The organism is Streptomyces sp. NPDC021096, from assembly GCF_040641275.1.
Classification (GTDB): domain Bacteria; phylum Actinomycetota; class Actinomycetes; order Streptomycetales; family Streptomycetaceae; genus Streptomyces.
In genome coordinates this window covers 474713-492850 of the sequence record NZ_JBFADG010000002.1, presented here as the reverse complement: position 1 = coordinate 492850, position 18138 = coordinate 474713, and the positions used below count along the sequence as shown (strand labels likewise).

The window sequence follows — 18138 nt, the reverse complement described above, 5'->3', positions numbered from 1 at the left end:
CAACAACCGACCGCCAGCCGGAACCGGAACGCGGGAGGCGCAGCGCCGTGCGGTGGCCGAGCAGCAGCGAGAACAGCTCGGCCGACTGGTCATTCGGGGACCGGGTGGCTCAGTACGTGACCGGGGGCAGCATCCCCTGCGGCGGCACCGTATCGGAAGGCGTTCAGCAGGACTCGTACACGTAGCCGTGCTTACCGGCAGGGTTGACTTCCCGATCGCGCAGGGTGATGGACAACTCTTTCCCCCACGCCCGGCAAGCGGCGGTGAAGTCCTTCCTCCCGTACTCGATGTCGAAGACCCTGGCGCCGTAGGCGCGGCTGAATTCGGGGCATTCCTTGTAGCGTCCGCATTCTTCGACGACGGCGAAGTCGAACCCGATGCGCGTGTGCTGGGGAAGCAGGTCAGTGGTGTTCTTCTGGGCGATGGCCAGGTTCCGCTTGTGTGCGCGGGCGGCCAGGAGACGAGCGAAGGCGACCGCGTGCTGGGAGGTGAGCTTGCCGTCGGAGCGCTGGTAGGAGTCGAGGTTGTCCGGTTCCACCGCGTCGTAATGCGCCGTGGCGCAGCCGTCGATCCATGGGCCGATGATGTTCATCAGGGCCTCACGCTTGGCCGGGGTCGAGATGTCCAGGAGGGGTTCGTCCCAGTCCTTGTCGACGATCAGGTGGCCATCGTCGTTCTTCAGGAGCAGGTCCGGATGCTTATTCTTCCACCAGCTGACGGCTTCGCCGGGTTGTGTCTGGAAGGCGTTGACGTAGCAAATGTTGTAAAGGCCGTCGGCAGGTTTGGTCTCACGGTCACGGGAGACGGCCCGCACCTTGCCGGCAGGCGGGTACGCGCCGCCGAGTTGGTAGTCGAAGACGGCGTCTGGGTTCGGTCGCCGCACGTTCGCCGGGGCATCGGCGTCCGGGCCCTCGGTAGTGGGGTGCGTGGTTTCCTGGGGGTCGTCGCCCTGGTCCGTTCCTGTGACAGAACAGGCTGTGACAAGGAATGTGGACAGGACCATGGCAGCGCAAGCGGCGCGGGTACGGAGAAGGAACACGAAGGCACCCTATGTTCACACTGGCGCAAGCCCGCGCTGCGGTGAAGGACACGTCAGCCGCTGGCGCTCGGCACGTCACATCGGCCCGTACCAGGCCCGTGACCAGCGCCGCCACGCCGCCCTGCACGGCTGACAGCACGGCGTCACAGACGCCGCCGGCGATCGCGTGGGTGAGGGCCTGGAGGCATCCGCGTCGATCCTCTCGCAGTCCGCGTCATCGAGCGCGACCCGTCCCCGACGCCCGCTCGCTCCCCCTTCCCCGCGACAGCACAAGCCAGACCAACTGGCCAGCCCCCAACCAGCCAGGCGCTGACCAGCAAAGATCAACCAACAGCATCCATTCCGTGCCAGAGCCACGGAGGGGCACCACGCTCGCGATCATGAACGGCCGTGGATGACGCACTCCTCCGGAAACCTTGGCGGCAACGGTGTCTGTCACCGCCAAGGTCAGCTGCTGAGTCCACCGCCCCGAGGTCATGATCGGCCGCGGAGACAGCTATGCCGTCAGATGGGACGACGACGGGGCCACGGACCCGCTCGGACAGCTCAAGGCGCCAGACAGCCAGTGCCTGGGATCTCGGTGGGGACTCCGGGGTTGGCCAGGTCGACGAGACCCGTGACTTCTTGAACGGCACAGTCGACGGTCGCCACTGGGTCCGGCACGGCAATGGCCGGTGTGGCAAGGAGACCGAGGAATGCGAGGCCCCCGAGAGCTGCTGCGGCAATACGGCGCATGAGTACCCCCCGGTCGTCGCAGGGCTTCCCTCGAAGCCAAGGCGACATGCCGCACCTCACCCGTTCGTGCGTCGCCGCGAGTTCGAGCGGGGTGTGCGGGCGCTCGCGCGGTACATCGCCCGCCAGGGCGATTCCCGCAAAGTGATCACGGCTCGACGCGCGCCCCAGAAGCTGTGTCGGCCTGGGGCGACGCGTTCTCGCGGCGCCTGGTGCGCCGGGCACCGGCCACCAACAGGCCGGCCGCGGCCAGGAGGACCAGCAAGGGTGAGGGCCCGTCGACCACGAAGCCGACGACGACCCACGCCACCATGGCCCACGCGATGAACAGTGGCGGCGTCATACCGCGGCGGTCCAGCCACAGCACGGTCAGGCCGATCAGGAGAAGCGGCGGTCCGAAGCTGTACACCGAATACCACCACGCGACGGTGGCGTCGCTCATCTCGGGGTAGTCCCCCAAGTTCCAGCCTCCGTTGAACCATGTTCCAGCGTGGTCCGGGGCTGCTTCGACGAGGCTGCCCAGCGTGTGCACGATTCCAGCGAGCGTGATGATCCAGCCTGCCCACTTAACCATCTGATTTCTCCGTTCTCACTGCGGAGTCGGCCGGTGGACGATCAGATACCGGAACAGGAGAGTCCGCCCCGTGTACGGCCATCCGATTCTCGTTATACAGTCATGTACAAGTTGAGGCTAGACCCGTTATACAGCTATGCACAACCAACGGAAGCGCGAGGTGTATCACACGATGGGCAAGCTGCGCACACCGCGCGGGACATGGGTTGAGGAGGGACTGCGGGCGCTGGCCCTGGGCGGCGTGGACGCGGTGCGCGTCGATGCCCTGGCCAAGGCGCTGGGCGTCACCAGGGGCGGGTTCTACGGCTACTTCGCCAACCGTGACGCACTGTTGACGGAGATGCTCGACGTCTGGGAACGAGAGAGCGTCGACGACGTCCTCGACCGGATCGAGCACGAGAGCGGCGACGCTCTGGACAAGATCCGGCTGGCCGGGCAACTCACCTTCTCCAGCGACCGCCTGCTGCCCATGGACCTGGCCATCCGCGACTGGGCCCGCCGCGACCAGGCTGTCGCCGACCGCCTGCGCCGCGTGGACAACCGGCGCATGCAGCTGCTGCGCGACGCACTCAGCACTCTGTACACAGACCCCGACGAGGTCGAGGCCCGCAGCCTGCTCGCCTTCTGCATGGCAATCGGCAGCCACTTCCTCGCCGCCGACCACCCCGGCCGCACCCCCGTCCAGGTTCGCGCCCGCGCCAGCGAGATCATCTTCAACCGCCCGCCCGGCAAGGCCGACCCCACAGACCCGCCGGCGAGCTAGGTGTTCTGTCCGGTCGCTGGGGCGAGGACGTCGGCGACGACACCGTCGCCGACGCGATGACGGCCGTCCGGGTCACGCCAAACTGGGCCAACCGGGGGCCCTCGTAGGCTTCGACGACTTCGCGCTTCGAGCCTACCTACCCGCTCTCCCGCGCCGTCACGGTTGTCACCCAGGGCCCGCCCGCCTCGGCCGCACCGCGGCAAGGCTGCTCTTCCGGCCTCTGGAGGGAGCGAAGGACGCCGCGCCCGCCGCGTGGAGCTGCCGACCCGGCTCGTACCGCGGGGCTCCGGCGAACCCCGGCCCGCATCCGCCCAACTCCCACCGGGGTGCCCATCTCTTCGGCACGCGCGCCGACGTTTCTTCCATTTCCCTGTGACAACCCGGATTCGCGGCCAGGGAATGTCTGCACTGCGAAATCCTCCCCCCGTTTATACAGCCGATCACATGGCTGATTTCGGCTTGGCCATCGACCGACGAGCAACCCGCAGCACATCGATCAAGCCAGCCCATTCACCGGCGATCGCCGCAAATCCACCAAAACCCTCAACCTCTCCACTATCAGAGGAAGATGGACACCTCGCAGCACTCATCGACAACTGAATGGTGCAGGAACCAGCCATCCTGGTGGCCGGATTGACCCATTCCACTACGAGTTGATCAGCGCTTTCCGTGATCTTGTTAATTGCGCCACATCATCCATGGCTGAAATGAGGCGTCAAAACCAGCCAGCATGATCAATCTGCGTGCTAGAACTCTCCTACAGCCGCTCCCATGCACGGAATTCAGTGGAGCCCGGCCGGGGGAGCGGGAATTCATGAATTCACAGTGGAGGTAAACATGGAGCAGGATTTCGATCTTGATGTCCGCGTGGCCGTCGCCCCGGTCCAGGACACCGCGCAGGGCTTCGCAAGCATTGGCAGCACCTGCTGGTCCTGCGACAACGCTTCCTGCGGTTGCCCGATCACGGTCGGCTACCCGCGGGTCTGCTGATCGCCTGACGGGCTCGCGCCCATAGGCCTGACGGGCGTGCGCCCGTAGAGAGGAAGCTCCCGGTGCCGTCCGGCGCCGGGAGCCTTCCGGGAAGTCGCGGGAAGTCGGGGCTTCCCGGAAAACGGCCGGCAGCCGGCCTCGGCGCGCCGTTCGGAGAGCGATACCGAGAGTCTTGTGAATCGGGGGGAGTCCGCGGTGGCGGTGCTGGAATTCGATGCGAGGACCGCCGAGGTGGCGCGCGCCCTGGCCGGCCGGCTGGCGGCGTTCGCCGGTGTGGCCGTGGAGACGTCGCAGAAGACCGTGGACCACGCTTCCGCGGCGCACGGGTCGAGCCTGGCCGACGGCTACCCGGGGATCGCGCTGGCGCTGCTGCACGCCGGCAAGGCACTGGACGAGCCGAAGCTCATCGACGCGGCGCAGGCCCTGCTCCGACGTTCCGCACAGGCAACCGCCGAAGAGCCGCTGACCGGGGCCGGTCTCTACGCCGGCACCGCGGGGTTCGCCTCCGTCCTTCTGGACTTCTCGGCGTACGACCGCCGTTACGTGCCGTCCCTGCGCCGGATCGCCGACCGGCTCGGCGAACAGATCACGGCCGCGCGGCGGCTGGAGCCCGGGGCGGGCCTGCCGGTCTCCGACTTCGACGTCATCTCGGGCGCTGCTGGTCAGCTGGCCGCGGCCGTCCGGCTCTGCACGGCCCTGGACGCCTCGCCCGGCGACCCGATCCGTACCGCCGCCGAGCGGCTGACGGACTATCTCCTGCGGGTGACCGGGCCGGACGGCCGGCAGCGGTTCGGCTGGTTCACCTCCCCGGACTACTACCCGGCCTATCCGGGGTACGAGGAGCAGGCACCGCACGGGATGTACAACCTGGGCTTCGCACACGGCCTGCCGGGCATCGTCTCGGCCCTGTGCGCCGCGGCCGCCGCCGGGATCGGCGGTCCGGGCCCGGTCGAACGCCTGGAGCAGACCACGTCCTGGCTGGTGGAGAACCGGCTCACGGACGAGGTGCCCGGCGCCGCCTGGCCCAACCTCCTCCGGGCCGAGGAGGGAACCGGACTGCCCGTCGCCCCGCTCGGCCAGCACGCGGCGCGCGCTGCCTGGTGCTACGGCGCTCCGGGCATCGGCATCGCCCTGCTGAGCGCCGCCAAGGTGCTCGGCGACACCGGTCTCGAAGCGACCGCGGTCGGGGCCCTCCAGCGGGTGGTGGACTGGGCGCCGGCCGAGCGGAACGTCTTCTCTCCCAGTCTCTGCCACGGCCACGCCGGACTGCTGGCGGTCTATCAGCGGGCCCACGCGGTGACGGGTTCGGCCTCTTTCCGGGCCATGGCCGAGGACGCGCTGTCGACCGTGCTGTCGCTGGCGGACGAGGCCCGTCCCTACGTGGTGGCGGACGAGATCCGGCCCGGCGAGTTCGCCGACGACCCGGGGTTCCTCAACGGCGCGGCCGGTGTGCTGCTCGCGCTCTGCGGTGCTCTCGCACCGCGGGCGACGGGGTGGGGCGAGGTCTTCTTCCTCACCCCCGCCTGACCGGGACCAGGACCGGGACCAGGACCACGACCGCCCGGCGACGGAGACATAAACCGCCGCACCCCGTAACAGCATTACAGCGTTGCCCCAGCACAGCTAAGGACTGAGCGTGACCCGTCGGAACGCCGAGATCAGCGACCGCGACTCCGGGAGAGACCGCACCTACCTCGCACGGGACTTCTTCCTGCTCCGCGCACCGGCCCTGCCGACCCGCGAAATGACGAACCTGCTGGCAGCCGGGGCGGAGCCGGCCGACACGGACCCGGCCGGATGGGAGGCCCGCTATCTGCGCGGCCTGCTGGACCTGTGGGCGAAGCCCGGGGTCCGCTCGGCGATCTCGCTGGCGGCCCCGGACCTGGCACGTGCCGTGGAGGGCATCGACACGCTCTCGGCCCGGGACCGGCGGCGCGCGATGATGAGCCTCGGCCGGTACCTGAACCGGATGAGCATGCGGCCGACCCCGCTGGCCACGGTGGCGGGCGTGGCGGTGGGCGCGTTCACGGGACCGGCCCCGACCCCGGCCGACTCACCCACCCCGCCCGACTCGCCCGACACCACCACCGGCACCACACCCGACGCCCCCACCGGCACCCCGCCCGACTCCCCCTCCGGCGCCCGCCCCGACTCCCCCACCGGCGCCCGGCTCGGCGTGCCGGCGATCGTCAACGCCGTGGCCGGACCGGACATGGGCTGGGTGCTGCACCTGTTCAAGTCGGTCACCGACGCCCCGCGCGTCCGTCCCGAACTGGAGCTCCGCACCAACGACCTGATCCACCGCAGCCGGGGCCGGGCCTGGCTGTCCACGGCCGACGCCTACGGCGAGGGGTCGCGACGCTCGGCCTCGGTCCGCTGGTCCCCGGCGGTCCGGCTCGTGCTGGAGTCGGCCCGTACCCCGAAGACCTTCGGCGCGTTGCACGAGGAGCTGACGCAGCGGTACCCGGCGGTCCCGCCGGAGAAGGTCACCGCGCTCCTGGACCAGTTGGTCGAGCTGGCCTTCCTGATCACCGCGCACCGGCCGGTCCTGCTGGAGGGGTCGGAACAACCGCCGCTGTCGGCCCGGTTGGCGACCGTCTGCGACGGCGACGCGATCGCCGCGCTGGCGTCCGTCGAGGCCGCGGTGTCCGCGTTCAACGCCGCCGGCGACGTGGCCGGCCTGGAGGCGCTCCAGGAGGAGATAGCCCCGGCGGCGCGGCAGGTGAGCGAGGACTACAACGGGCCCCTGTTGCGCGTCGACGCCCGGCTGAACGTCCCCGCCCGGCCCGTCCTGCCGGCCGAGGTCCAGAGGCTGGCGGAGGACGCCGCCGAGATCCTGACCACCGTGGGCGACGTCTACCAGTACCCGGTGCCGCTGCGCGACTACGCGACGGCGTTCACCGAGCGCTACGGCGCACGGGCCGAGGTCCCGGTCCTGGAGGTGCTCTCCGAGGAGACCGGGCTGGGCGCGCCGGCCGGTTTCCGGAATCCGCCTCGCTCCTTCGAGTTGCAGCCGACCACCACGAGCGACCGGAGCAGGGAGGACCGGGACGCGGTCCTGCACCGGCTCGCCGCCGACGCGATCAGCCGCGGCAGTCTGGAGGTCGTCCTCGACGAACGGTGGACGGCCGAGCTGCGACGTCACGACGACCGGCCGCTGAGGCCCGCGATCGACGTACAGCTGCAGGTGGCGCCGCCGACGGCCCCGGGGTCCGGGTGGCGCGGGGTGGTCACGGCGGTGGCGTACGGCGGCCGGACGTTCGCCAGGTTCCACGACCTGCTGGGCACGGAGGGCCGCCGGGGGCTGGCGGAGCTGGCCGAGGCGGAGGCCGCGCTGCTGCCCGGGGTGGCGGTGGTGGAGCTCACCTACCTGCCGGAGAAGGCCCGTGCCACGAACGTCGCCGTCCGTCCGGCGGTCCGCGCGCTGGAGCTGCCGCTCAATGTGGCGCCGGGGCTGCCCGCCGACCAGGTGATCGCGCTCGAGGACGTGGTCGTGGGCGTACGCGAAGGGCGGCTGTACCTGCACAGCCCGGTCCTCGGGTGCGACCTGCACGTCACCCAGCACACGATGCTCAATCCGCTGCTGGCCCCGAACGTCGGCCGCTTCCTGCTCGACGTCTCCTCGGCGGCCTTCCGCGGCGTCTCGCCGTTCGACTGGGGTTCCCTGTCGACCACCATGCCGTTCCTGCCCCGGGTCGTCCGCGGCGACCTGGTGCTCAAGCGCGCGCGGTGGCTGCTGAGCGCCTCCGGACTGCCGGCCGGCTGTACGGGCTCGTCGGCAGCCTTCACCACGGCCGTCGCGGCCTGGCGCGAGCAGTGGAACGTGCCGCGCCTCGCCGTCCTCACCCAGGGCGACAACACCCTCCTGCTCGACCTGGAGAGCGCCCCCTCACTGGAGGAGCTGCGGCTGGCCGCAGCCCGGGACGCGGACTTCACGCTGCGGATCGAGGAGGCGCTGCCGGGTCCCGAGGACGGCTTCCTGCGGGACGAGGCCGGTGCCCCCTTCGCCACGGAGGTCGTGGTGCCCGTGCTGCGCGGGCGGCCGGCGCCGGCGCCCCGGGCGACGGCCGTCGCCCGGCGGCCGGTCACCGACGCCGAGCGGCTGCGGCCGGTCGGCGGGCCGTGGGTCTACGCCAAGCTGTACGTGGAGCACGACGCGCAGGACGCCCTCCTGGTCGGGGAGGTGACGGCGCTGGCGCGCTCGCTGGCCGACCGCGGCCTGGCGGGGCACCCGTTCTACCTCCGGTACGGCGATCCCGCCCCGCATCTGCGGTTGCGCTTCCGGGCCACTGATCCGGCCCGTGCCGCCGAGCTGCTGGGCGAGGTGGCGACGTGGGCCCACGCCCTGGTCGTCGAGGGCCGGATCATCGACGTCTCCTTCGAGACCTACCGTCGCGAGATCGAACGCTACGGCGGACCCGACCTGATCGACGCGGCCGAGGAGCTGTTCTGCCAGGACAGCGCCGCGACCCTGGCCCTGCTGCGGCACCTCGCCGCTCCCGCACCAACGGGCGAGGCCCCGCTGGAGAAGGCCGCGCTCACCGTGCTCAGCCTCGAAGCCGTCGGCCGGGTGCTGGTACCCGACGTCGCCGAACGGCACGACCTGGTGCGGATGATGGCCGGCCCGCAGGCCGGTGGCGCGGAGTACCGGGCCGTCGCGCGCCGGCTGTGGCAGGGGCACACGGCGCCCGGCGCCGAGACAGCGGTGCTCCGGCAGGTGGACGCCTTCTGGCGGCCCCGCGGCACCGCGTACGCGGCCCGGGCCGCCGAGCTCGAGCGGGCCGGCGCACTCTGGTCGGACCGGAAGGACGTCCTGCGCAGCCTGTTCCACATGCACAACAACCGGATGGGCCTGCGGCGCGAGCAGGAGGACGCCGCGTACGGCATGTGGCGGCGGCTGCTCGACCGGGTCGCCGCGACCGGGCACGCCTCGACGGCGGGACGGTCCCGATGAGCCCGTACTCCTGGCTCCGACGGCTGACGGCCGCGCCGCGACCGGGCCTGCTCGTGCTGCGCCAGTCCTGGCACAGCGACCGCGCCGGAACCGCGCAAGTGGTCCTCATCTCGCTGCTCGTCGGCATCCTGCCGGCCGGTCAGGTCACCCTCACGGCGGCCTTCGCGACGGCGCTGCTGCGCGCGGCGGGCAGCTCGCACCCGCAGCTCCGGGGTGTGCTGTTCTACCTGGTCCTGCTGGCCCTGCTGGGCCTCGCCTCGCAGCTGCTGATCCTGCTGCAGGGACGGGCCATGCAGCGCTGCCAGAGCAGGCTGTCGGCCCATCTTTCGGAGGAGATCATCGGCCGGGCGAGCCGGTTCACGCTCTCCCAGGTGGAGGACCCGAAGATCCAGGACTCACTGCAACGGGCCGTCCGGGAGGTGAGTTTCCGTCCGGGCATGATGCTCTCCCAGCTGATGCAGACGACCACCCAGATGGTCGCCTTCGGCTCGGTCGGGGTGATCCTGTGGACCCTGGACTTCCGGGTGGCGCTGCTGGCCGTGCTCGCCCCCGTCCCGACGGTCGTCGCGCAGATCCTGCAGGGCAAGCGCGCCCACGCGCTGGAGCACGGGCGCTCCGAGGAACGACGCCGGCTCAACTACTGGCAGCACCTTGCTTCACAGCCGAACTCGATGAAGGAGGTGCTGGCCTTCCGGCTGGCCCCGGTGATCCTCACCAACCACCGGCGGCTGCTGGCGGGGATCGTCGGCGCGGACCTCCGCCTGGCCAACCGGAACCTCCGCCTCTCCATCCCCATGGTGATCCTGACCGCCGCGCTGACGATCTCCGCGCAGGCCACGGCGATCCTGGGCGGCACCGACGCCCGGCACGTGGCGGGGCTGCTCGCGGTGATCCAGGCGATCGGCATGCTGCAGAGCAGCGCGCAGATCCTCTACGGCGCCGTGTCCGGGATGTACGTCAACCAGCTCTACCTCCGCAACGTGAACGAGTTCCTCGCCATCGAGCACACGTCCCTCCCGCAGGGCGAGCTGACGTTCCCGCAGAAGATCAGTGAGGGGATCGAGTTCCGCGATGTGTCATTCAGCTACCCCGGCAGCGGGCGGCGCGCCCTGGAGAACGTCTCGTTCACGCTCGAACCGGGCCAGGTGACGGCGGTCGTCGGCCTCAACGGCGCGGGAAAGTCCACCCTCGGCAAGCTCCTCGGCCGTCTCTACGAGCCGACCGGGGGCTCGATCGTCGTCGACGGCGTCCCGCTCGCCGGCTTCCGGCTGGACAGCCTGCGCGACCGGGTCTCCTACGTCTTCCAGAACTACGTCGAATACCAGCTCTCGGTCGGGGAGAACATCTCGCTCGGCCTGGTGCACGAGGCCGACCAGGGGGCCTCGAGGGTCGAGGCCGCGGCCCGCGAAGTGGGCATGCACGAACACATCGCCTCCCTCCCCCAGGGCTACGACACCCAGGCCGGAAAGCTGTTCACCGGCGGCGTGGAGTTCTCCGGCGGCCAGTGGCAGCGCCTGGCGATCGCCCGGAGCACGGTACGCCCGGCCAGCGTGCGCATCATGGACGAGCCGACGGCGGCCCTCGACACCATCACCGAGGCCGAGCTGCTCGACACCCTGACCACGGCCACGGCGGGCCGCGTCTCGTTGCTGATCGCCCACCGCTTCTCGTCCGTGCTGCGCGCGGACCGGGTGCTGGTCTTCGACCGCGGCCGGCTGGTCGAGGACGGCGACCACCAGGAACTGATGCGTCTCGGCGGTCTGTACGCGCGCATGTACGAAGCACAGGCCACCGGTCACGAACCCGCGGCGGGAGCCGGGACGGGAGCCCGATGATGAAACTCACCGCGTTCGACCAGGTCCTGGTCTACGGCGCCACCGGCCCGGCCGGGGCCGCCCGGGAGTCGGTCCGGCTGGCCGTGGCGGCCGAGCACCTGGGGTACGACCGGTTCTGGGTCGCCGAGCACCACGGCGCGACCAGCGGCTGCGGCTCGCCCGAAGTGCTGGTGGCCGCCGCCGCGGCGGAGACCGCCACCATCCGGGTGGGCACCGCCTCCATCCTGCTCCCCCACTACGCGCCCTTGAAAGTGGCGACCACCTTCAACCTGCTGGAACGGCTCTTCCCCGGGCGGATCGACCTCGGCATCGGCCGCGGCCCCGGCGCGGGCCAGACCGTCGTCCAGCAGCTCGCGCGCCCCGACGAGGCCCCCTACCCGGAGAAGATCGAACGCCTCCTGGCCCACCTCACCGCCGGGACGGACCTCCTGCCCGAGTCCACCCCGCCCCAGCTGTGGCTGACCGGCGCCGGCCCGGGCGGCGCGCAGCTCGCCGCCCGCTACGGGCTGCCGTTCTGCCTCGCGCAGTTCGCCCACGGCACCCCACGGCCGGACATCGTCGAGCTGTACCGGGAGAACTTCCGCCCGGGCCCGCTCGGGGCGGCCCCACGCGTCAGCATCGCCGCCCGGGTGGCCTGCGCGGACGACGCGCGGGACGTCCGGCTCCTGCGCTCCCTCCTCGCCCTGGCCGCCGCCCCGACGAGCCGCCGGACCCTTCCGTCCTGGGACGAGCTCCACGCCCTGAAGTCCACCGCACCCCCGCCGGGTTCGGACGCAGACGGCATGTCCGTGCTCTCCGGAGTCCCCACGGAGGTGGCCGACAAGCTCGCCGCACTGATCGCCGCATACTCCCCCGACGAACTCGCCGTCACCACCGTCTGCCCCGACTTCGACCTGCGGGTCCGGACCTTGGAGCTGGTACGCGCCATGGTCCCCTCAGGGAATCAGTGGGCCGGAACCGCCTGTGGATTCGGTCCGTAGGCGTTGTGCTGCGGCTTGCCGGCCGTCGCCCAGAACACGATCAGGACGATCAGACCCACGATCGGGATCAGGCCGATCAGCATCCACCAGCCCGACCGGTCGGTGTCGTGCAGGCGCCGGACGCTGACGGCGAGGCTGGGAAGGAACACGGCGACGTCGTAGACGGTTTCGATGATGATGCCCGTGCCGAGCAGAGCGTCGATGACGGCCAGCACGATGCTGATGACAAAGCTGACCAGGGTGAACATCCAGAACTCGGGGCGGCCCGCCCGTCCGCTGAATGTCGCGTACTTCTTGAGCACATCCACATACCAGTGCACCTGCGCCCCCAAGAGCCGCGGCCGGCCCGTCCACATGGACCGGGCCTCATCCCGAACGTAAGTGGCTCAAAGTGGTCGGTCAACGGTCGCAAAGATGCGGGCGACAGCGCCCGCAGAGGGCTTCCGGGCGCCTGCGTGCGCGCATGGGCATACGGGATGTTCGCCGCCGCCTCTGCAGACTCCCCAGCCGGTCACCGCATGGCGAGGGCGAGTGTCGCGTCGAGAAGTGCGGAGGTCAGGGCGGGGAGTTGGTCGGGGGATTCGGACAGCAGGAACAGCCAGGCGAAGACGGGGCCGACAAGTAGGGCGTTGAGGGTGGCCGGGTCGGGGCGGGTGGTGAGTTCGCCGCGTGCGGTCGCGCGGTCCAGGATCTCCGTGAGGGTCCGGCGCTGGGCTCCCAGGTATTTCTCGTCGAACCGGTCACGCAGTGCGGGGTCGGCGTGGACATCGGCCAACAGGCCGGGGACCGTCCCCTGCGGCGGAGAGGCCATGGCGTCCGCGATCTCGGCGAGCACGGCGGCCAGGTCGGCGCGGAGCGATCCGCAGTCGGGCGCCACGGCCAGGAACTGATCCGTCAGAAGAACGTCAAAGATCATCTCTTGTTTGGTGGCGTGGCGCCGGTAGATCGCCGCCTTGCCCACGCCGGCCCGCGTGGCCACCTCGGCCATCGTGAGCCGCGCGTATCCCACCTCGGTCAGCAGCTCTCGAACGGCGGAGGCGATGGCGTCGTCGACGCGGCTGTCCCGGGGGCGGCCCCCCTGATGACGCGCTTGCTTTCGAGCGGGCATGGGAGCACTATACGGAACCAGGAGTATCGAAACCAACAGTTCCAGAACGAGCGGTTCCGGCTCGGAAGGAATGACCGATGCGAATCCCGAAAGCCGCCCACACCGCACAGCCATGGCGGATCCACGAGTTCACCCACGACTTCCGGATCGAGGACGTGTGGTCCTTCCGCGCACCCGACGCCGGGCCCGACGACTTCCCTGTGATGACCAAGGCGCTGAGGACGGCCTACGACACCCGAAAGGAACCAGCCGCGGTCCGGCTCCTGTTCGCGGCGCGCTGGAAGCTCGGCGCCCTGCTCGGCTGGGACACCCCCCGGGCGGGCCTGGGTGGGCGGGTCGCCTCGCTGCGCGACCGCCTCCCACACGACCTCGCCCGGACCGCGGACGACGCCGGCTCCTCCACCGACCCGTTCTCCGAGGTCTACCACCTCGACAACGAAGCGGCCCGCGAACTGGGCAACAAAACCGTCCACACCATCATGCACCTGGGCTGGGTGCAGACCGACGACGGCGGATACGAACTGCGCATGGCGGCGCTGGTCAAACCCAACGGACTCTTCGGGCGGCTCTACATGGCCGGCATCCTTCCGTTCCGGTACCTCATCGTCTACCCGGCACTGACCCGCCAATGGGAACGCGCCTGGCTCGACTACGGCCGCCCGAACCGGCACTCTGCTGCCTGATGCTGAAGCGGCCCGCTACATCCGCGGGGCCGGCTTCGGCGCCTCCCAGGCGGGCCCGGCGGAGAGGTAGGTGGTGCGCTGGAGGAGGTCACCGGCCCGGAGCTTTTGCGTCCCCCATTTCAGGCCGTCGTTCCGTGCCGTGGTCACCATCTCCAGCGTGTGGAGCTCCCCGGGGTCGATGATCAGTCGCAGGCGCCAGGTGTCGGCGTCCAGGTCGACGGCCGTGCCGGGGCGACCGGTGCTGTCCTTGACCCGCTCCGTCACCCGTGCCCCGGGAATCCCGGCGAGGACCTCGAACAGCGCGGCCCGCAGCCGCGGTTCGGCGGGTGACCGGGCGAGCAGCTCCTCGATGCCGCTGAAGAGCGCCTCCTCGGCCGACTCCCCGGTGGCCTTCCCGAGGAGCCGGGCCCGCAGCGCCACCGGGTCGGTGGGCAGCTTCTTCAGCTCGTCCCACATGATCGGGTTGCGGCCGATCCAGAAGGCCGTCCCCGCCATCCCCATCTCGGTGTAGTCCCGGACCGGGCCGTCACCGAACTGCCCGCGTGTGCCGCTCCGGCTCAGCCAGACGGTCTCGTACGATTCGTCACGCCGGTCCTTCTCCCTGCTCCGGTTCCACTGGAAGATCCGCACCTTCCAGTACGGTGCCACCCCCGTCCGCTCCCGCTCCGCCGCCGGGGAGGGCTGCACGTCCCCGGAGTCCGACCAGGGCTGGATCGCGACACCCAGCGCGACCGCCACGACCGCCGCCGCCGACACGAGCACGGGAAGGCGCCGCCGCCACGTCCGCACCGGGACGACCGCGACCGCAGGCTCCCATTCCAGCTCGACGGCCGGCCCGTCCCCGTCCGCCCGGCCGTCCCCCTCCGGCCGGCCGGCCGCCGACCGCACCGCGGCCAGCGCCGCGGCGACGGCGTCCGCCGAGGGCGGCGCGACCTTGCCCGCGGCCTCCAACCGCCCGGCACCGGGGAAGTCGAGGAAGTCCGTGTCGTCCGTGTTCCTGTCCTGCCCGGTCATGCGAGGTCTCCTGTCAGGGGAAGCGGGGCGGAGGGGCCGAGCGCCGCGCGCAGCCGGGTGCGCGCCCGGTGCAGCCGGGACCTGGCCGTACCCGCGGGGACACCGACGACGGCCGCGGCCTCGGTGGGGCTGAGCTGCTCCCACGCGATCAGGAGCAGCAGCTCCCGCTCCACGGACGGCAGCTCGGCCAGCATCCGGCGCATCAGCGGCGCGACCGCCGCCGCGTCCAGCCTCCGGTCGACGGCGTGCCACGGGTCGCTGCTCGCCTCGCCGGCGAGCGCGGCGGCGGCCGAAGGCCGTTCCTGCCCGCGCCAGTACGCGGCCAGCACATTGCGGGCCACGCCGAAGAGCCACGCCCGGACCGGCCCACGGGCCGCGTCGTAGGTACCGCGCCCCGCATAGGCCCGCAGCCACGCCTCGGCCAGCAGATCGTCCGCCGCGCCGGGCGCCCGGCGCGCGAAGTAGCCGTGCAGCGCCCTCGAATGGCGCTCCACGAGCGGTTCGAAGGCCGACGCGTCGGTTCCCGAGCGCGCCAGCAGTTCCTCGTCCGTTGCCACGGACCTCCCCTTCCACGGGCCACGCCTTCCGCGGCCCCCTCCCCTACTTGTGTCCGCCCCACAAAAGCGTTCGCGCCCCGGGAGCCGGGCGCGGCCGCTCGTGCTGCTTGCCCGTGAGGCTGTTCCAGATTGCCGGGGTGCGAACCGTTCTCTCGGAGTGTTCGGCGCGGCTAGCATCGCTGTGACGACGGGCGTGCGGGTGGGGTCCCCCGTATCCCGGTCGTAGTGCAGTCGCGACTCCGGGGGAATCATGCCGCGTGCGAGCACGGCCCTTGCGCATCCGCTTACGGCGCCCGTCGAGGTGCCGATAGCCGAGTTGGGCCCCGATCCACGGCCAGTCCGCGAGCCGGTGTGCGGGGTGCGCCCGATCGAGGTTCCGCTGGTCGTGCTGAGTGGTGAGCGGCGGCAGACGTTGTTCGCACGGCCCCTGCCCGGTCACGACGACGCGTCCCGCTTCCGGGCGATGGGGCCGTTGCGTGCGCTCGGGACGCTTGCCTCCACGCAGACCGGGTTCCTGCTCGAGCGCGCACCCGACTTCCGGGGCCCGGTCGCGGACCTCTGCCGGGCGGCTGCCGCGCAGTACGTCAAAGGGCATGCGGACGGTTTCCGCGAGTGGCTCGGTGACCGGGCGGCGAGCCTGGACCAGGACCTTGTGCGGCGCGCCGGGCTGCTGCCCGCGTCCGGGGCGGAACGGCTGATGGTGCCGCTGATCTACCTGAACCACATGTGGCGGCAGGGCGATCCGAACGCCGATGTGGCGACCGGGCCGAGCCGGATGCCGGAACCGCTGGGCAGCTTCCTCGGTCCCGCGGCGGGGGCGGTCGGGATGGTCCCTCGGTTCAACCAGATTCTGATGACGATGCTGGCGTTCGAGCTGGACGGGGTGCGCGGTGGCGCGGAGCTGTCCCACCGGGACGTCGCCGCCGTGGATCGCATGCGCCCGGCGTTCTGGCTGAACGAGGGCGACCGGAGCGAACTGGAGCTGTACCAGGCCTTCTACGCGGTGGAGGCGTTCGGTGTCCCGCTGTACGGCTGGGGTTGCCACGCGCTGGAGTGCGCTGCCGCCGACGACCGGGCCGGGGGTGCACGGGCGCTGCGCATGGTGCAGGCGGTGATCCGGAATATCTACATGATCACCAAGCGGCTGATCCCTCGGATCGATGCCGACGAGTTCCGGCGGATCCAGGTCACGTGCGGCTGGGTCGGTGACGAGGTGACCGGCGTCGCCTCGGGGTATCAGCTTCCGTTCATGCTGATGCTCGACTCGCTGTTCCACGTGAACTACAGCCACCCCGGCGTCATCGCCGCGCGGGCGAACAATCTGCGGTTCGTACCGGAGGACTGGAAGGCATTCTTCCGCATGGTCTACGACGCGCGGCCCGCGCTCAGGACGTGGGTCCACGAGTCCGGCGACGGCCCGCTCGCCGAGGCGTATCGTTCCTGCACGGAGCTCTTCACCCTGTTCCGGAACATGCACCGCCACCTCGGCGGACAGGTACTCAAGGGTGGCACCACGACCGGCCGGGTGTTCGACAGCGCCGCGGCGAACTACGAGCAGTTCATGTCCGAGATGGCCGGTCTGGTCGACGACACCGCGGCGACGGGCGACGTGTCCCACCCGGCGGCACCGGACAGTCCGGCCGCGGCGGCCAGCCGAGGGGTCCACTCGTGATCACCGTCAACATCGCGGGCCGGAAGATCGAGGTCGCGACGGGCACGACCATGCAGCACATCTGCGACGAGCACGACACCCCCGTCACGTTCGGCTGCCGGGCGGCTCGGTGCGGCGCCTGCATGATCAAGGTGATGTCCGGTGCGGACAACCTCAGCCCGGCCGGGCCGGACGAGCGCGCGGTGCTCGACGTACTGGCGTTGTCGCCGGACTGCCGCCTCGCCTGCCAGGCCACCGTGCTCGGCACGGTCACCATCGAAGTCGCGGACTAGGGAGAACAAGGCCATGACCAGCCAGCCGACCTACGTCCTGCGGCACTCGGACCACGAGAGCCGCCGCTTGGCGACCCAGGCCGTCTTCTACGCCGAGCACACCGACCGGCTCCTGGAGATGGCCGGGATCACCGCGGGGATGGACGTCCTCGACGCCGGGTGCGGCGCGGGTGACGTGTCGATCCAGCTGGCGCGCGTCGTCGGGCCGACCGGTTCGGTGGTGGGCGTGGACGCCGACGCGAGCGTGCTCGACTCGGCCCGGCGGCGTGCGGCGGAACTGAACCTCGGCAACGTCACCTTCCGGCAGGCCACCCTCCCGGACATCACCCTCGACCGGCCGGTCGACGCCGTCGTCGGGCGGCTGATCCTGATGCACCTGCCCGACCCGGTCGGCATGATCAGGGCCCTGTCCACGCTGGTCCGCCCGGGTGGCGTGATCACCTTCCAGGACTTCAACACCACCAGGATCCGGTCCGTGCCCGCACTGCCGCTGCTGACGAGGTGCATCGCGGTGGTCAACGACTGCCTACGTGCCGCGGGCCGCACCCTGGACACCGGCGAGCGGTTGTACTCCCTGTTCCGGGAGGCCGGGCTGGCAGGTCCCGAGCTCGCCGTGATGGTGCCCACGCCGGCGGACAAGGAATCGGCCGTGGTCATGCTGGGACAGACGCTGCTCACCGCACTCCCGTTCGCCGAGGAGTCCGGCGTGGTCACGCCGGGCGACTTCGACCCGGACACGCTGATCGATCGGCTCCGCGAGGAACTGCGGGACACCCCGTGCGCGGTCTATCTGGCCGAACTGGTCGGTGCGTGGACCCGTTTGCCCGGCTGATCTGCGCTCGATTACTGCGCCAGCCGCGGACCAGGTCCTCGAGAGCGGCCGGACGGTGTCAGCGCCGGGACTGCCCCTCGTTGTAGAGCACGGTCCACTCGTCGGGCTGCTGACGGTGTGCTGCCAGCTGGTG

The 18138-nt window shown here is 71.0% G+C and carries 17 protein-coding genes; 11 read left to right on the top strand and 6 right to left on the bottom strand.

Going from position 1 to position 18138, the window contains the following annotated elements; all coding sequences use genetic code 11:
• Window positions 1-163 precede the first annotated feature (163 nt).
• Both AB0G59_RS05875 and AB0G59_RS05870 read right to left on the bottom strand, forming a co-directional pair.
• Complete coding sequence (locus tag AB0G59_RS05875) at window positions 164-1039, bottom strand: endo alpha-1,4 polygalactosaminidase (RefSeq protein ID WP_360908419.1); 876 nt, start codon at window positions 1037-1039, stop codon at window positions 164-166.
• Between the two features lie 880 nt (window positions 1040-1919).
• Window positions 1920-2345, bottom strand: coding sequence for a DUF6463 family protein (locus AB0G59_RS05870; RefSeq protein ID WP_360908417.1), 426 nt, complete (start codon window positions 2343-2345; stop codon window positions 1920-1922).
• 172 nt (window positions 2346-2517) lie between these two features.
• On the opposite strand from AB0G59_RS05870, the gene AB0G59_RS05865 reads away from it, so the two are divergent.
• From AB0G59_RS05865 to AB0G59_RS05835, 7 genes are all read left to right on the top strand, one after another.
• Window positions 2518-3108 carry a TetR/AcrR family transcriptional regulator gene (locus tag AB0G59_RS05865; RefSeq protein WP_360908646.1) on the top strand — a complete coding sequence of 197 codons (591 nt, stop codon included), beginning with the start codon at window positions 2518-2520 and terminating at the stop codon, window positions 3106-3108.
• 444 nt (window positions 3109-3552) lie between these two features.
• Entirely contained in the window at window positions 3553-3708 is a 156-nt protein-coding gene (locus AB0G59_RS05860) for a hypothetical protein (RefSeq protein WP_360908415.1), read from the top strand.
• Window positions 3709-3945: 237 nt separating this feature from the next.
• Complete coding sequence (locus AB0G59_RS05855) at window positions 3946-4098, top strand: FDLD family class I lanthipeptide (RefSeq protein ID WP_177338619.1); 153 nt, start codon at window positions 3946-3948, stop codon at window positions 4096-4098.
• A gap of 195 nt (window positions 4099-4293) precedes the next feature.
• Window positions 4294-5625 carry a lanthionine synthetase C family protein gene (locus AB0G59_RS05850; protein WP_360908413.1) on the top strand — a complete coding sequence of 444 codons (1332 nt, stop codon included), beginning with the start codon at window positions 4294-4296 and terminating at the stop codon, window positions 5623-5625.
• A gap of 109 nt (window positions 5626-5734) precedes the next feature.
• On the top strand, window positions 5735-9052 hold the full coding sequence (locus tag AB0G59_RS05845) for a lantibiotic dehydratase (RefSeq protein ID WP_360908411.1): 3318 nt from the start codon (window positions 5735-5737) through the stop codon (window positions 9050-9052).
• The gene (locus tag AB0G59_RS05840) at window positions 9049-10887 is read left to right on the top strand and encodes an ABC transporter ATP-binding protein (RefSeq protein WP_360908409.1); all 1839 of its coding nucleotides are present in this window, start codon (window positions 9049-9051) and stop codon (window positions 10885-10887) included. Before AB0G59_RS05845 ends, AB0G59_RS05840 begins: the two co-directional genes overlap by 4 nt.
• On the top strand, window positions 10884-11867 hold the full coding sequence (locus AB0G59_RS05835; protein ID WP_360908407.1) for an MsnO8 family LLM class oxidoreductase: 984 nt from the start codon (window positions 10884-10886) through the stop codon (window positions 11865-11867). Before AB0G59_RS05840 ends, AB0G59_RS05835 begins: the two co-directional genes overlap by 4 nt.
• On the opposite strand, the gene AB0G59_RS05830 is transcribed toward AB0G59_RS05835, so the two are convergent.
• Window positions 11831-12187 (bottom strand): DUF805 domain-containing protein, encoded by a 357-nt coding sequence (locus tag AB0G59_RS05830; RefSeq protein ID WP_360908644.1) that lies wholly within the window; start codon window positions 12185-12187, stop codon window positions 11831-11833. The genes AB0G59_RS05835 and AB0G59_RS05830 overlap by 37 nt on opposite strands.
• A gap of 191 nt (window positions 12188-12378) precedes the next feature.
• Complete coding sequence (locus AB0G59_RS05825; protein ID WP_360908405.1) at window positions 12379-12975, bottom strand: TetR/AcrR family transcriptional regulator; 597 nt, start codon at window positions 12973-12975, stop codon at window positions 12379-12381.
• A gap of 77 nt (window positions 12976-13052) precedes the next feature.
• Between AB0G59_RS05825 and AB0G59_RS05820 the strand changes: the two genes are divergently transcribed.
• Entirely contained in the window at window positions 13053-13658 is a 606-nt protein-coding gene (locus tag AB0G59_RS05820; RefSeq protein WP_360908403.1) for a DUF2867 domain-containing protein, read from the top strand.
• Between the two features lie 15 nt (window positions 13659-13673).
• On the opposite strand, the gene AB0G59_RS05815 is transcribed toward AB0G59_RS05820, so the two are convergent.
• Both AB0G59_RS05815 and AB0G59_RS05810 read right to left on the bottom strand, forming a co-directional pair.
• Window positions 13674-14672, bottom strand: a complete 999-nt coding sequence (locus tag AB0G59_RS05815; RefSeq protein WP_360908401.1) for a hypothetical protein — start codon at window positions 14670-14672, stop codon at window positions 13674-13676.
• Entirely contained in the window at window positions 14669-15229 is a 561-nt protein-coding gene (locus AB0G59_RS05810) for an RNA polymerase sigma factor (RefSeq protein WP_360908399.1), read from the bottom strand. The genes AB0G59_RS05815 and AB0G59_RS05810 overlap by 4 nt, the downstream gene beginning before the upstream one ends.
• 358 nt (window positions 15230-15587) lie before the next feature.
• Between AB0G59_RS05810 and AB0G59_RS05805 the strand changes: the two genes are divergently transcribed.
• Genes AB0G59_RS05805 through AB0G59_RS05795 form a run of 3 tightly spaced genes read left to right on the top strand, consistent with a single transcriptional unit; the run spans window position 15588 to window position 18005 of the window.
• The gene (locus tag AB0G59_RS05805; RefSeq protein ID WP_360908397.1) at window positions 15588-16901 is read left to right on the top strand and encodes a hypothetical protein; all 1314 of its coding nucleotides are present in this window, start codon (window positions 15588-15590) and stop codon (window positions 16899-16901) included.
• On the top strand, window positions 16898-17173 hold the full coding sequence (locus tag AB0G59_RS05800) for a 2Fe-2S iron-sulfur cluster-binding protein (RefSeq protein ID WP_360908394.1): 276 nt from the start codon (window positions 16898-16900) through the stop codon (window positions 17171-17173). The genes AB0G59_RS05805 and AB0G59_RS05800 overlap by 4 nt, the downstream gene beginning before the upstream one ends.
• Before the next feature lie 13 nt (window positions 17174-17186).
• Window positions 17187-18005 carry a class I SAM-dependent methyltransferase gene (locus AB0G59_RS05795; protein WP_360908393.1) on the top strand — a complete coding sequence of 273 codons (819 nt, stop codon included), beginning with the start codon at window positions 17187-17189 and terminating at the stop codon, window positions 18003-18005.
• Window positions 18006-18138 lie beyond the last annotated feature (133 nt).

Bases quoted from the DNA above. Each gene is read 5' to 3' on its own strand.
- AB0G59_RS05855 (WP_177338619.1), top strand. From the start codon at position 3,946: ATGGAGCAGGATTTCGATCTTGATGTCCGCGTGGCCGTCGCCCCGGTC.
- AB0G59_RS05835 (WP_360908407.1), top strand. From the start codon at position 10,884: ATGATGAAACTCACCGCGTTCGACCAGGTCCTGGTCTACGGCGCCACC.
- AB0G59_RS05825 (WP_360908405.1), bottom strand. From the start codon at position 12,975: ATGCCCGCTCGAAAGCAAGCGCGTCATCAGGGGGGCCGCCCCCGGGAC.
- AB0G59_RS05815 (WP_360908401.1), bottom strand. From the start codon at position 14,672: ATGACCGGGCAGGACAGGAACACGGACGACACGGACTTCCTCGACTTC.
- AB0G59_RS05870 (WP_360908417.1), bottom strand. From the start codon at position 2,345: ATGGTTAAGTGGGCAGGCTGGATCATCACGCTCGCTGGAATCGTGCAC.
- AB0G59_RS05865 (WP_360908646.1), top strand. From the start codon at position 2,518: ATGGGCAAGCTGCGCACACCGCGCGGGACATGGGTTGAGGAGGGACTG.
- AB0G59_RS05795 (WP_360908393.1), top strand. From the start codon at position 17,187: ATGACCAGCCAGCCGACCTACGTCCTGCGGCACTCGGACCACGAGAGC.
- AB0G59_RS05820 (WP_360908403.1), top strand. From the start codon at position 13,053: ATGCGAATCCCGAAAGCCGCCCACACCGCACAGCCATGGCGGATCCAC.
- AB0G59_RS05860 (WP_360908415.1), top strand. From the start codon at position 3,553: ATGGCTGATTTCGGCTTGGCCATCGACCGACGAGCAACCCGCAGCACA.
- AB0G59_RS05840 (WP_360908409.1), top strand. From the start codon at position 9,049: ATGAGCCCGTACTCCTGGCTCCGACGGCTGACGGCCGCGCCGCGACCG.